The sequence below is a fragment of the Ruegeria halocynthiae genome, from assembly GCF_900106805.1.
Classification (GTDB): Bacteria; Pseudomonadota; Alphaproteobacteria; order Rhodobacterales; family Rhodobacteraceae; genus Ruegeria; species Ruegeria halocynthiae.
Genome location: NZ_FNNP01000012.1, coordinates 41520 through 54414, shown reverse-complemented (window position 1 = coordinate 54414; position 12895 = coordinate 41520). Strand labels below are relative to the sequence as shown.

At 59.0% G+C, this 12895-nt stretch carries 13 protein-coding genes; 1 reads left to right on the top strand and 12 read right to left on the bottom strand.

Annotated features, from left to right (window positions below):
- Positions 1-90: 90 nt before the first annotated feature.
- The gene (locus tag BLU89_RS19100; RefSeq protein ID WP_074739013.1) at positions 91-1068 is read left to right on the top strand and encodes an IS5 family transposase; all 978 of its coding nucleotides are present in this window, start codon (positions 91-93) and stop codon (positions 1066-1068) included.
- Between the two features lie 92 nt (positions 1069-1160).
- On the opposite strand, the gene BLU89_RS19095 is transcribed toward BLU89_RS19100, so the two are convergent.
- The 12 genes from BLU89_RS19095 to BLU89_RS19040 form a co-directional block, all read right to left on the bottom strand.
- The gene (locus BLU89_RS19095; protein ID WP_074739011.1) at positions 1161-1856 is read right to left on the bottom strand and encodes an RraA family protein; all 696 of its coding nucleotides are present in this window, start codon (positions 1854-1856) and stop codon (positions 1161-1163) included.
- Entirely contained in the window at positions 1853-2548 is a 696-nt protein-coding gene (locus BLU89_RS19090; protein ID WP_074739009.1) for an alpha/beta fold hydrolase, read from the bottom strand. The genes BLU89_RS19095 and BLU89_RS19090 overlap by 4 nt, the downstream gene beginning before the upstream one ends.
- Positions 2545-3669, bottom strand: a complete 1125-nt coding sequence (locus BLU89_RS19085; RefSeq protein ID WP_074739007.1) for a cobalamin-independent methionine synthase II family protein — start codon at positions 3667-3669, stop codon at positions 2545-2547. The genes BLU89_RS19090 and BLU89_RS19085 overlap by 4 nt, the downstream gene beginning before the upstream one ends.
- A 102-nt stretch (positions 3670-3771) precedes the next feature.
- A complete protein-coding gene (locus tag BLU89_RS19080; RefSeq protein WP_074739005.1) occupies positions 3772-4734 on the bottom strand; it encodes a cupin domain-containing protein in 963 nt (320 codons plus the stop codon).
- 151 nt (positions 4735-4885) lie between these two features.
- Positions 4886-5860 carry a nuclear transport factor 2 family protein gene (locus tag BLU89_RS19075; protein ID WP_074739003.1) on the bottom strand — a complete coding sequence of 325 codons (975 nt, stop codon included), beginning with the start codon at positions 5858-5860 and terminating at the stop codon, positions 4886-4888.
- Positions 5857-6876, bottom strand: a complete 1020-nt coding sequence (locus tag BLU89_RS19070) for a LacI family DNA-binding transcriptional regulator (RefSeq protein WP_074739001.1) — start codon at positions 6874-6876, stop codon at positions 5857-5859. The genes BLU89_RS19075 and BLU89_RS19070 overlap by 4 nt, the downstream gene beginning before the upstream one ends.
- Positions 6876-7643: an SDR family NAD(P)-dependent oxidoreductase gene (locus tag BLU89_RS19065; RefSeq protein ID WP_074738999.1), complete on the bottom strand. Its 768-nt coding sequence runs from the start codon at positions 7641-7643 to the stop codon at positions 6876-6878. The genes BLU89_RS19070 and BLU89_RS19065 overlap by 1 nt, the downstream gene beginning before the upstream one ends.
- A gap of 1 nt (position 7644) precedes the next feature.
- Positions 7645-8694 (bottom strand): ester cyclase, encoded by a 1050-nt coding sequence (locus BLU89_RS19060; protein WP_083347813.1) that lies wholly within the window; start codon positions 8692-8694, stop codon positions 7645-7647.
- Positions 8695-8789: 95 nt separating this feature from the next.
- Positions 8790-10130 carry a histidinol dehydrogenase gene (gene hisD / locus BLU89_RS19055; protein ID WP_074738997.1) on the bottom strand — a complete coding sequence of 447 codons (1341 nt, stop codon included), beginning with the start codon at positions 10128-10130 and terminating at the stop codon, positions 8790-8792.
- Between the two features lie 11 nt (positions 10131-10141).
- Positions 10142-10672, bottom strand: a complete 531-nt coding sequence (locus BLU89_RS19050; protein ID WP_074738995.1) for an ester cyclase — start codon at positions 10670-10672, stop codon at positions 10142-10144.
- 133 nt (positions 10673-10805) lie between these two features.
- Positions 10806-11834, bottom strand: a complete 1029-nt coding sequence (locus BLU89_RS19045) for a nuclear transport factor 2 family protein (RefSeq protein WP_143030621.1) — start codon at positions 11832-11834, stop codon at positions 10806-10808.
- Between the two features lie 178 nt (positions 11835-12012).
- Positions 12013-12894, bottom strand: coding sequence for a carbohydrate ABC transporter permease (locus BLU89_RS19040; protein ID WP_074738993.1), 882 nt, complete (start codon positions 12892-12894; stop codon positions 12013-12015).
- Position 12895 lies beyond the last annotated feature (1 nt).

The following is a 12895-nucleotide window of genomic DNA, read 5'->3' as shown; positions in this document are numbered from 1 at the left end:
GGCAGGGGGCTTTGCTGAACGACGGCGTTGTTGCATGGACCCCTCGGCCCGCTGGTATCGGATGCGTTCTGTTCGTCGAGGATGCTGTAAATGCCGCACAAGTTCAACGCCGCTCGTCGTGAGAAGATCCCGAAGCAAAAGTATAGGGTGACCAACTGGACTGAATACAACGAAAGCCTGCGGCGGCGCGGTGATCTGACTGTCTGGATCAGCGATGATGCGCTTGGACTGTGGTCAGCACCGCGCCGAACGACACGAGGCGGTCAGCGGACATATTCAGACCTGGCGATCGAGATCTGCCTGACCCTGAGCGCTGTCTACAAGCAACAGTTGCGTCAGACCCAAGGCTTCATGCGCAGCATCGCGACCCTGCTAGGTGTCGAGATCGCGGTGCCGGAATTCTCCACACTCTCGCGCCGAGGCAAGGGACTGACTTTGCCTGCAACGCGTAAAACCGACCGATCCGACCCGGTCCATCTGGTTGTCGATAGCACCGGCCTGAAGGTCTTCGGCGAGGGCGAGTGGCTTGAGCAAAAGCATAAAACAAGCCGCAAACGGCGCTCTTGGCGCAAACTTCACCTCGGCCTTGATCTTGTCAGTGGCGAGATCGTCTGCTCCGATCTCACCAAGGATGACGTCGGCGATTCGACAGCGCTTCCAGTTCTCTTGGATCAGGTTGACGGCCCCGTCTCTCACTTTCTGGCAGGTGGAGCTTATGATGGAGAACCAACATCTGATTTGCTTGCCGCCCGGTTCGGATCGACGATTGAGGACACGATTCCAACGCCAATAAACGCAATCATGAGCCCCAATGCAGCCCAGGACCCGACGGCCCGAGACGGCCATATCACCGAGATCGCCGCCCGTGGGAGAATGGCCTGGCAAAAAGCCACTGGTTACAATCAACGCAGCCGAGGTGAAACTCTTGTGGGCCGTTGGAAGGTAGTTATTGGGTCTAAGCTTAAGACGCGCACCTTCGAAAATCAGAAAGCAGAAGTCAGGATTGGCGTCCCGGTACTCAACCGGATGACTGGACTTGGCTGTCCCAGTTTCGAACGCACCGCCTGAAATCCGTCTCGGGTAGGGCGTGTTCCGAGTGGACACTGATCTATGCAACACGGCCCAACAGTGGTATCTTTTGGGCAAAGCCGGTCCCTGGCCTATGTCCGGGCGGCTTCGAATGCTGTCCATGCTTTCTCAAAAGCCTCGAAATCGAAGCCCGGCGCGCGTGCGGGGTCCAGGACCAGTTTTTCAGTTTCAAGCAGCTTTATGATCGCCTGTTCAAGGCCGTCCACCACCTCGGGCGGGATCACCAGAGCGCCATGCCGGTCGGCGTGTACAAGGTCTCCATCCTTAATTGACAGACCGAAGATTGTCACCGGAGTTCCGACCTCTTTCACGTGCACAAAACCGTGGCTTGGCCCGACTGAGCCCGCCACGACCGGAAACCCTTTCGGTAGGTCGCCAAGGTCTCGCATTACGCCATTGGTCAAAGCGCCACTGATGCCAAAACCCTTGTGAACAGAGGTGTTGATCTCGCCCCAATAGGCGCCGACGCAATCCGGGTAATCCGTATCTTGCACCACGGTCACGGCTGGGCCATCACTCGTCGCCATGTGGCGATAATAGTCCATTCGACGCGCGCGGATCACGTCAGGTGCCTCGGCCGGCGGATTCACGGCGGCAATCTTCGCGGTACGGGCATATCCCACCATCGCGCCCGCATCGGGATCAGAGCACAACATGGTACCCCGGCTAAAATCATTGAAGCCGCGCTTGCCCTGCGCCACTTCGATGGCGTTGCAAACAGTCGGCGTGTCAACATTTTTCAGCAGATCAAGCAGGGATCGGTTCATATCATCTCCAGCCAGCGGGTCAGTGCCGCCGTTGTTTGTTGCGGTTGTTCCAGAGTCGGCAGGTGGCCGGCGTTTTCGATGATCTCCAACCGGCTCTGCGGCATCAGATCGTGCATCAATTCATGCCTTGAGACAGGGCAGAGCGCATCGTCGCGCCCGCACAGAATCAGTGCTGCGCCGGTGAATTTGCCCAGGGTGTTGGTCTGATCAGTGCGATCACGCAGAGCTTTGGATTGATTGATGAAAACGTCCGACCCAAGATCCGTGGCCATATCCATGCACAAGTCCAGAATGGCGGCGCGGCGCGGCCCGTCCGTCAGATAGTTCGGCTTCATCTCTTCGGCCATCACCTTGCGCAGGTTGCCCCGTTCGACGGCATTGATTTGAGGGCCGCGTCTGGCCTTGACCTCGTCCAACTCAGCCAGTGGGTTCGTGTCCATCAATGCCAACCCGGCCACACGGTCTGGGGCCTGTCGCAGGATTTCCATCGCCACGATACCGCCCATCGAGAGCCCCAGCATGGCAAAACGATCAGGCGCGTAGGCCAACACATCGGCAGCCAGCGCCTGCATTGTGTCCTGTCCGCCGATGGGTGCGGACAGGATCGGGTATTTGCCCGACAGAGCGTCAATCTGCGGGGCGAACAACCGCGCATCGCACATCATACCGGGCAGGAGGATAAGCGGCGTCATTTGATCAGGGCGGCCCCTTCGGCAAGCGCGCCCAACTTGGCATAGGCGATATCCGGGTCGACCGCACCAAAGCCTGCAAAGGTGCCAAAGCCACAATCCGACCCCGCTATCACCCGCTCGGCGCCTACGATGTTCGCAAACCGCTCGACACGCTGCGCGATCAGTTCCGGGTGTTCGACAAAATTGGTCGTGGTGTCGACCACGCCGGGCACCAAGACCTTGTCATCCGGAATTTCTTTCTTACGGTCACGGAACACCGTCCATTCATGCGCATGGCGCGGGTTCGAGGTTTCGAACAGAACGTACCGCGATTTGGTGGACATCAGCGTTGGAAACACCTTGTCCATGCCGATGTCACAGCAATGCGGACCCTCGTAATTGCCCCAGCAAATATGCACACGCACTTTTTCGGATGGGACGTTTTGCAGCGCGTGGTTGAGCGCTTCGACATGCATATCGGCGATTTTCACGAACTCGTCGTCGGACAGATCAGTGAACAGCATATGGCGCGACAGGGCCAGATCCGGGCAATCCAGCTGCAAGTCCAGACCGGCACCAACGATGGTCTCATACTCCGCCTTCATCGCATCGGCGAGCGCGGCCAGATAGGCCTCACGCGTTGGATAGAAATCATTTTGCAGAAACAGAGAAATTACCCCGGGGCTGGCGGCGTTCATGAATCCGCGTTTGACCCCATGTTCGGCCATCGCGGCCTTGAGATTGGCAATATCTTTCTGCAGTTCATCTTGGCCTTTCGAGCGCACCTCACCCACGCACATGGGCCGCGCATATTGAGGCGTTCCACCGTCATCCGCCAAACGTTGCAAAAAGCCCGGAAACATTTTGAGATCAGCCGGCGCGTTGCGGGGACTATCCCCATCAAAGCCGGTATAGCGGTCCTTCACATAAGTGGCGTAGGAGATTTTCGAGGTCTCACCGTCCGAGACGATATCAACCCCGGCCTCGGCCTGTTTGCGCACGGTCTCGCAGACCGCGGCGGTCATGCAGGCATCGAAGGCTGCCTGATCAAACGGTTCCTCCCGCTCGCGCGCGAAGATGAAGTCCACGACCTCCTGACTGCGCGGCAAGCTTCCCACATGGGTGGTTGAAATGCGGGTCATGTATTCATCTCCCTTCAAAACTTGTTCCTGCGCCGGGCCGGAAACCAGGCGCAGGATGTGCTGAGCATGCCCCGATTGAATTCGGGAGACGCAACTTTGGCGTTATGCACCCGTCCAGGTTGCGCCCGCCGGATCGTCGGTGGCGGTGATTCGATACAGGCCCGCCTGCCCGGTCATCGACGGCTCGGCGCTGTAGCTCTCACCGGGCAGAACCAGCGCGGTATCACCGTTGGACAGGGTGGTCTCGACCTCATTGATCTTGATACGCCAATGGCCGCTGGCCGGCATCAGAACCACCGGTTTTTCCGCCATGACCTGTTCGGCAACGGCCGAGCCGCGGGTCAGGAAATCGACCTCGAAGCCGGGCTTGTCCTCGATCAGGCCATTCTCACCGATCACGGCCACCGGTTTGTCAGCCGCAAGCGCCATCAGGTCCCAGTAGCGGGCGACATACTTGCCGATCACCGCATCAACAGGAACCTCGGGGTAGGCTTTCAGCTCTTTCTCGGTCAGCAACGGCATGGGCTGCACATTATGCGGCAGTTCTTCGCCCCTTTTGCTGTCATAAAGTACGCCGTTATTGCCCAGCACCAAGCCATGGGCCTGCGCGTCCTGAATGACTTGCGGTGCCCAGGTCACACCGCCGCCAGCGTCGTCGCCGCCGAGCATCGACATGATCATCCCGTAGTCCTGACCGACATTTTCGAACCCGCGAAAGATGCCGGTCGGAATGTTGAAAATGTCGCCTTCCTCGGCAATGAACTCACCTGCGGTACCGTAACGACCCCAGAAGAACCGCCAGCGGCCCTTGGCAACAAAGAACACTTCCGCTGTGGTGTGGCTGTGCAGCGAGTTGCGGCATTTCGGCGGTTGTCCCGCAGCCCCGATATTGAACCCGACCTTGTCCGTGATATGGACATGCTGGTCCGGGCTTTCGCTGACGCCGCCTCCGATAATGGTAAAATTCTCTTTCTGGTCCGAGCCCGGCGTATGGGCGTCGATAAAGGCGGTTTTGCAGGGTTTCAGCTCACCATAACGGACGATGCGGCTTTCGATTGTACTCATATCTCTCTTCCTTTTGCGTTGGGTTTGATGGGGTCAAACCGATCCGCTTGGAGGGCGATTGTTCAGCCGCCGGGCGCGCAGGCTGGCTCGGTGGGCGTGAAACCGCCGCATCGCCTGCCCGGCATCCAGATTTGAGAAATTATGCGGCATGTCAGAGGTCGCCGGTTTTCAACAGGATCTGTTTCCAGATCGCGGTTTCATCAAACAGGGTAAATTCCCGGCGCAGGCCCCAAGGCCCGAATTCCGCCTGGCTGATGCCCAGCACATAAACCTCGGCCCCGGTCGGCACGCCGAAAACGCCCCAGCCGTCATGCTTGCCGTGCAGCGTCCAGCGGATTGCGGCGCGGGGCGGCATCATCGGGTCATCCCGACCGATCTGATGATGGATCTTGAAGTCAGCGTTTGGGAATGACGCGCGCAGACCCATCCAAAACCGATCTACCGGCTCCCAGCTATGTCCGGTTGCACCACCGGGATATTCCGACAGGACGGCGCGGTCATATTCCGCCCTGAGCGCGCCCATATCAGCGCCCATGATCCGGGTCAGGATGTCGGCGTATTTCTGGCCCCATTCATTGTCATTGCCACGGCCTTTGTAAGGGCCGGGCTGGTCGTTTGCAGGTGTGAGGGGCTGAACACAGGCATCTGGCCCGCCCTCGCGCGCAATCAGGTCGCGGGTATACTCCTTGGGGTCCCAGCCCATCTGCCGCACGATCGCGCTCTGGTCGCGGATCAGCCATTCGTCATTGATCTGATTGTTGATGGCGTGGCAATCGGCAAGGATGCGATAGACCAGCTTTGTCCCGGTCGCCTTGCCATAGACCCCGTCGCCCAGATGGGTCGCGGTTGAAAGTATGCGATGCGACGACAGCATGCCCTCTTCCGGTGTTCCCGACCAGATCACATCCTCGCCCAACAGGGTACGATCAGGGAATTCGGCCAGGGTGGCCATCGTGGCGGCAATGACGTTCTGATTGCCGACGGACACCGATCCGGGCAGCCGCACAACGATATCGGGGGCATAATAACCATGCAGCGTGGCGAGGCCGCGATCTTCCCAGATCTCTTTGGTGATCCCGATGATATAGTCGGGGAAATCCTGAAATTTGGAATCAAATCCCTTCATGTTTTCCATCCTTCAGGTATGCGGGCTGAACCGCGAATAATAAGCGGGCCGTCGATTTCCACACGCCGGGGATCGACATCCGGGTCTTCGATATTGCTCAGCAGAATATTGACGGTTTCGGCGACCATGCGATTGGCCGGTTGCCGAATGGTGGTCAAATCATAGGCGGGCCATGAGGCGACCGTGACATCGTCATATCCAATGACCGAAACGTCGCCCGGGACATTCAACCCCAATTCGAACCGGAGCGTGTCCATCACCGCGATGGCCATATGGTCATTGGCGACAAAGACCGCATCGGGCGGGTCCGAGGCAAACATACGGCGGGTCGCGTCCCGCGCCTCTTCTGTCGTAAAGTTTCCCACCTCGCGGGCATGAAGCTCGACCCCGGCGTCCCGCAGGCCCCTTACAAAGCCCGCCTCGCGATCGCGCTGGGTCGAGGCGCCTTCCCACCCAGCGATATAGCCGATCTTGTGATGCCCACCAGCTAGCAGGAACTCGGCGGCCTTTCGCCCTCCGGCGATATTGTCCGACGTGACCGCCGACATGGCGGGGTCGTCTTGCGCCCGGTTAAACAGCACCATCGGGACACCCGCCAGTCGGCAGCGGTCAGACAGGTCCGAGGACAGGGCCACAGAGGCCGCGATGATGCCATCCACCTGAAAATCGAGGATCTCTTCAACCACCTTGTCGATGTTGCCCGCCGATTGGGGCGCCATAAAAACCAACACATGGTAACCGCGCTCTTGTAAGATGTTCGACAGTTTTTCGAGCGCTTCGGGGTAGAATTGGTTGTTTAGATAAGCGACGACCAACCCGATGATGCCGCTTTTGCCCGAGACCATGGCGCGTGCCAGTACATTCGGGCGATAGCCCAGTTCCTGGGCCGCTTTGCGCACTTTTTCGATGGTCTTTTTCGAAGCCGAAGCGCCGGGCGTAAACACCCGGCTGACCGCCGACTGGCTGACGCCAGCAAGGCGGGCGACTTCCATGGATGTAACCTTGTGTGTCGCCATCAGTCTGCTGTCCAACCTCCGTCCACCATCAATGCCGTACCGGTCACTAATGCCGATGCATCCGAGGCCAGATAGACGACGGCTCCCATGATGTCTTCAATCTCTCCCGCACGGCCCAGTTTTATCTTATCCAGAATCCAAGCCCGTTTATCCGGGTCGACGAAGGTGGATTTGGTCAGCTCGGTCAGAATGAAGGTGGGGCAAATCGTGTTAACCCGGATCTTAGCCGGCCCGAACTCCAGCGCCATCGCCTTGGTGAAACCCTCGACCGCAAATTTCGAGGCGCAATAAACCGCGCGCTCGCGACCGCCGACATGACCCATCTGGCTAGAGATATTGATCAGCGAACCGGGGCGACCAGCGTCAAGCAGGCCCTTGGCAACGGCCTGAGTCAGGAAATAGGCGCCTTTTACATTGACGCCCACCACTGCATCGAAATCATCTGGCTGCGTGTCCACGACCTTGCTGTGACGGGCAAGCCCGGCAGAGTTCAGCAGAATATCGAACGGCCCGTTCTGCGTTACGGCCTCAGCGGTTGCCGCCACGTCCGAAACATCAAGTTCCAGAACCTTGGCAGCCCATCCCCGAGCAGCCATTTCGTCAGCGATACCCTGCAGCGCATCCGTGCGACGCGCCGCCAGAGTGACCTCAGCACCATGTTCCGCCAGTGCTACGGCGCAGGCCATGCCGATGCCGGACGAAGCCCCGGCAACGAGCGCGTGCTTGCCGCTCAGGTCAAAACTGGGAGTGCTGGGAAATTGGAGCATATCAGACCTCGCCGATCGGGAAGGGAATCGTGCCCGGCACACGTGCCTTGTTGAATTCGCGCAGCCGGGCAAAGACATCTACGCCCAATTGCCGGTAAGCGTCCAGCAGATCGACCATGACCCAGTTCTCGCGGATAAGGCCATTTTCCAGCCGCCAGAAATCGAGGCTGCGCATGGTGATCTTCTTGCCCGAGGGTGCAATCCCCATCCAGCCGTCATTGGTCACGGTCTGGATCATGTTCGGCCATCCGGTGACGGCGGCATATTCGGCGTCGCCAAAGAAGTGATAGGTGATATTTTCGACGTTCTTGCCGCGGTCGGGCATGCCGTTCAGGAACGGGATCTGGTGCCAGTTGCGAAAGCCCGCGATGCCGCGCCCGGTGCCTATCCCGGAGGGGCCGTACCAGTTCATGCGGGGATGCCAAAAGCGGTGCATCTCCATCACTTCGGGCCCTCCCTGGCTGGGGTGTTTTGTGAGGTACTCAAGCATATTGAGGATGTGATCGCACGATGCTTTTGAACGCGCCCCGTCCCACGGACCCGGCACGATGCCGTCCTGGGTTGCTGGTCCGGGCACACAAAACTCCAGCCCCAAAGACGGGGCCATCGGCCAGGCCTTGGCCTGCATCATGATTTCGGGAATGTCCCAGATCGCCTGAGCCTCAACCACCTGACCATCGGCAATCCGATAAAATTCGTGAAACCGCATGTGGGTCAGATGGCCGGTCGGTGGTATATCCAGCCACGGCGCAACAAAGGTCCCATAGTAATGGCCTCCGCACCCGACCCAATCGTCGCCATGTTCGGTTCGGCCACCCATAACGATCCAGTCCCGGCGCTCGAGATCAGGCATCGCATTAAGGAGTGGCGCGTAGCAAGTGTCATATAGCTGCTGCGGCCCGCTCAGATCACCAAACGGATGCGCCATGTGGATGACGGCGTCAGGGGCAATCACTGCCCGCAACGCGGCGCGCACTGAGGCTGCGTCAAAATCATGCATCGCCGCGCGCAGGGGCGCGATCAGGGCTTTGTGGGCTGAATGTGCATCCATTGCGAATTCTCACATAGCTCCGGCTAGGTCTTTCTTTCTCTGGGTCGCCCGGGCGGAACCCAGGCGACAGTGTCTTGGTGGTTGGCCCTGCCCTGCTACGAGGACAGTTCCTCTGTCTCGCGATAGGGCGCGCCCTCGCCATAGGGTACGTTGTTGCCCCCGTAACGGCGGACGCGGATGTTGCATTGCTCGGCGTGGCCGACAAAGCCCTCCAGCATACAAAGGCGCGAGCCGTATTCGCCGATCATCGTCGCGGCCTCATCGGTGACGACCTTCTGATAGCTGTGGGTTTTCATGAACTTGCCGACCCAGAGACCACCGGTATAGCGCCCAGCTTTCTTGGTTGGCAGCGTGTGGTTTGTGCCAATCACCTTGTCGCCATTGGCCACGTTGGTGCGTGGTCCAAGGAACAACGCGCCATAGCAGGTCATGTTGTCCAGGAACCAGTCATCCCGGCCTGTCATGACCTGAACATGTTCCGAGGCAATCTCATCGGCGACCTGCAACATCTCGTCATAGGCGTCGCAGACGATGACCTCGCCATATTCATCCCAACTCACCTTGGCAGTGCCGGCGGTGGGCAGGATGCCCAGGATACGGTCGATCTCGATCAGTGTTTCTTCGGCCAGTTTACGCGAGTTGGTCAGCAGCACACAGGGGCTGTTATAGCCATGCTCGGCCTGACCCAGCAGGTCGGTGGCGCAAAGCTCGGCATCGGCTGCGGTTTCATCCGCGATCACCATTGTCTCGGTTGGTCCGGCGAAGAGGTCGATACCGACGCGACCGAACAATTGCCGCTTTGCTTCGGCCACAAAAGCGTTGCCTGGCCCCACCAGCATGTGAACCGGGTCGATGGTCTCGGTGCCAATGGCCATGGCGCCAATCGCCTGGATGCCACCCATGACATAGATCTCATGGGCGCCGCCCAGATGCATGGCCGCGATCACCGCCGCGTTGGGTTCGCCGTTGAAAGGCGGGGTGCAGGCGATGATGCGCGGCACGCCGGCCACCGTGGCGGTTGCCACCGACATATGCGCCGAAGCCACCATCGGAAATTTGCCACCCGGCACGTAGCAGCCAACCGACTGCACCGGGATGTTCTTATGCCCCAGGATCACACCGGGCAGGGTTTCAACTTCGATATCCAGCATTGAATCTCGTTGCGCCTTTGCGAAGTTCATCACCTGTTTCTGGGCGAATTTGATGTCGGCCAGCTCTCGCTCGGTCAGCGATGCGATAAGGGCATCGATCTGCAGTTGGCTCAGGCGGAAGCTTTCCGGCGCGTAATTGTCGAATTTCTCCGACAGTTCGCGCACGGCGGCGTCACCGCGGGTTTCGATGTCCTTGAGCGTCGCTTCGACAACAGCGCGGGTCTGGGCATCGTCTTCTGCCCGGTCAGCCTCTGGTTTGCCGCGTTTGAGATATTCAATTGCCATTGTCCTAATCCTCAGTTTTCGGGCCGGGGCGGAATCTGTTCCCCCCGGTCGTATGTTTCCCAGCCCTGTCCGTCGAACAGGTCAACGCCAAGCTGAGCAGCAACATGAGCGAAATCGACATTCACCCAGTTGTCGACAATCTTGCCGTCGACAACTTTCCAGAAATCCATGTAGCGAATCTCGACCCGCTTTCCGGTCGGCGCGATCCCCAGAAACTCGCCCGAATGGGTGGCCTCTTGTCGGCCAAAGGCCGCCGCCCATTCGCCCATATAGAGACGCGCCTCATCAATGCAGGTCTTGCCGGAAAAGGCCGCCTGGAAAGGACGTTGCCAGTTTTCCTGAAATTCCTTGAGACCGGTCTTGGTGCCGCAGCCCTGGTTGCCCAGCCAGCGAAATCCTTCGGCAAAGAACTCGCCAATGTCGGCAATGCGGTGATCGTTCAATCCATCCACCATCGTTTCGATAACGCGGCGGGTATCTTCGGTTTTGCTCATGTCCGTGTCGCGTGTCAGCACGGCCTGTTCGGGGCGGGAGCCTCTCATCTGTCTAGTCCTTTTGTTGGTTGCCAAAGCGATTTCTATGCGGGAAGGCAATCTCACCCCGCCGTCAGAAAATCCCTTGGCATCCGGTTGAGCGCCGGGTGGCGCGCAACGGCGTTATGTCTTGCAGAGGCGCTCATGCGGCTTGCACAGCGATTTCGGCAAAAAGGTCGTAACCCAGCTGCATCAGCACATGCGGGATATCGAGCATGCACCAATTCTCGATGATCTTCCCGTCTGCACAGCGCCACCAGTCGCAGTCGCGCATGAAGACGCGTTTGCCGGTAGGCTCCAGCCCCAGGAAGGGTTTCACATGCACGCCGGTGATCTGCGGCCAGCCACACAGGAAGGCATAACTGCCATCACCCGCCTTGCAGTTGGATCCGACACCGGAGATGCCTTCGCGCTGGCCGTCGCCCCAGCCTTCGAAAGTGTCTTCGAAGGGGGATTGGAATTCCGCAAAGGCATCGACTGTGGCATAGGATCCCAGCCCGCCAGGGCCGTACCAGATCATGCGCTCGTCCCAGTAGGGGCGCCAGTTCTGATCCTTGGTGGCCAGCTGTTTCAGCATGTCTTCGACCAGATCGGCAGTGAAGCGCGATTGATCCTGGTCCGAGGGGCCGATGACATTGCCGTCATGGGTTGCGGGACCGGGAACGGTGCCCTCATAGCCCTTCAACTCCAGCGGCCAGAGGCCGAGCGCGATGATCAGCTCTGCAAAGCCGAGGAAGACGTAAGTTTCGACAAACTTTCCACCTTCCATCCGGTGGAATTCACCATAGCGCAGAAAAGCCAGCTTGCCGCTGGGCGGGATACCGCAGAGGGGCCGAGTGAAGTGGCCGTGGAAATAGCCGGTCGAGGTGACCCATTCGGTGCCAAGGTATTCACCACCGGTCACGACGTAATCCTGGCGGGTGCAGCCTTCAAAGGCTTCTGCAATGGGCGCGATGATGTCGCGCATGTAGCCATCACCGCTGCGGGCGGCATTGATCGGGTGGCTGGCTTCGGCCTTGGCGTCCGAGGCGAAGATCGCCGCTGCGGCTTGTTCTGTGGCGGAGCCGCAATCCTGGTTGAAGCTGTTTAGAAACTGGCGGTAGAGCCGCTTGTTATCAAACGTGGTTTCGGTGGCGATACCCATGGCAGGGCGGTTTGCGCGGGTGTTCATGGCGCTGTCCTTATCAAACGGATTCCAATTTGCTTTGATGCTGTGCGAGCACGAGGTCCCGCGCGCATCAAAGCAAATGGAATTCGTCCCGGCCGCCGGGTCCGGCACGCAGCTAAGTTCAGGCTGGCTGCGTGCGCATGGGCAGATACGGACTGAGGAGGAGTACGTCCCATCGGAGTCAGCCCTTCACAGCCCCGGCAGTCAGGCCGCCCACAATCTGACGCTGGAAGAACATCACCAGAATGAACAGTGGAACTGTGGCCGAAACCACGGCTGCAACGGCGAACATCACGTTGCCCTCGGTCTGGGTGGTGCCAAGGAACGCCGCAATGGCGGGCACCATGGTACGGTTGCTTTCTGACAGCAGCATCGCCCCCACGGCAAAGTCGTTATAGGCCAGAAGGAACGAGAACAGCCCTGTTGTGATTACACCCGGCCACATCACCGGTATAATCACGCGACGGAACGCCTGGAACTGGTTGCATCCATCGACTTTGGCACTTTCGTCCAACTCGCTCGGGATGTTCTTGAAAAAGGAATGCAACATCCACAACGTGAACGGCTGGTTGATCGCAACAAGCACGATGATCGTGGTTGGAAGAATCCCCCAGATATTCCATTCAAAGAAGGGCAACAGATATCCCGAGACCAGCGTGATCGGTGGCATTGCGCGGAAGATCAATGCCGTGATCAAAAGCCAGAACGTGTAGTTATAGGTCGACCGCGACAGGGCATAGCCCCCCAGCGTTCCAATGGTCAGCGAGATCGTGACCACAAAGAAACACACGATGCCGGTGTTCAGAACATTGCGCCAGAACTCTTCCTGAATCCACGCGCCTTCATACCCGGTGGTGGTGAATGGTGAGCCATAGACCGCCTCGGTTCGGGCACCGGTCAGGGCGTTGGTCCAGTCAGCAATCGAAAAGAAATCAAGCTCGACCTTGAACGACCCCCACACCGTCCATAGGAATGGAAAAGCGGCCAGAATAAACCAAAGGAGCACGAACAGGGATGAGGCGATCCGAAGGCTTGTGGGCATTCTTTGTGCGCGGCTGGCCATG

What these genes read in the sequence shown, in the direction of transcription:
- BLU89_RS19040 (WP_074738993.1), bottom strand. Translation starts at nt 12,894, where the DNA reads ATGGCCAGCCGCGCACAAAGAATGCCCACAAGCCTTCGGATCGCCTCA.
- BLU89_RS19060 (WP_083347813.1), bottom strand. Translation starts at nt 8,694, where the DNA reads ATGGATGCACATTCAGCCCACAAAGCCCTGATCGCGCCCCTGCGCGCG.
- BLU89_RS19085 (WP_074739007.1), bottom strand. Translation starts at nt 3,669, where the DNA reads ATGACCCGCATTTCAACCACCCATGTGGGAAGCTTGCCGCGCAGTCAG.
- BLU89_RS19080 (WP_074739005.1), bottom strand. Translation starts at nt 4,734, where the DNA reads ATGAGTACAATCGAAAGCCGCATCGTCCGTTATGGTGAGCTGAAACCC.
- BLU89_RS19045 (WP_143030621.1), bottom strand. Translation starts at nt 11,834, where the DNA reads ATGAACACCCGCGCAAACCGCCCTGCCATGGGTATCGCCACCGAAACC.
- BLU89_RS19075 (WP_074739003.1), bottom strand. Translation starts at nt 5,860, where the DNA reads ATGAAGGGATTTGATTCCAAATTTCAGGATTTCCCCGACTATATCATC.
- BLU89_RS19065 (WP_074738999.1), bottom strand. Translation starts at nt 7,643, where the DNA reads ATGCTCCAATTTCCCAGCACTCCCAGTTTTGACCTGAGCGGCAAGCAC.
- BLU89_RS19095 (WP_074739011.1), bottom strand. Translation starts at nt 1,856, where the DNA reads ATGAACCGATCCCTGCTTGATCTGCTGAAAAATGTTGACACGCCGACT.
- hisD (WP_074738997.1), bottom strand. Translation starts at nt 10,130, where the DNA reads ATGGCAATTGAATATCTCAAACGCGGCAAACCAGAGGCTGACCGGGCA.
- BLU89_RS19090 (WP_074739009.1), bottom strand. Translation starts at nt 2,548, where the DNA reads ATGACGCCGCTTATCCTCCTGCCCGGTATGATGTGCGATGCGCGGTTG.
- BLU89_RS19050 (WP_074738995.1), bottom strand. Translation starts at nt 10,672, where the DNA reads ATGAGAGGCTCCCGCCCCGAACAGGCCGTGCTGACACGCGACACGGAC.
- BLU89_RS19100 (WP_074739013.1), top strand. Translation starts at nt 91, where the DNA reads ATGCCGCACAAGTTCAACGCCGCTCGTCGTGAGAAGATCCCGAAGCAA.
- BLU89_RS19070 (WP_074739001.1), bottom strand. Translation starts at nt 6,876, where the DNA reads ATGGCGACACACAAGGTTACATCCATGGAAGTCGCCCGCCTTGCTGGC.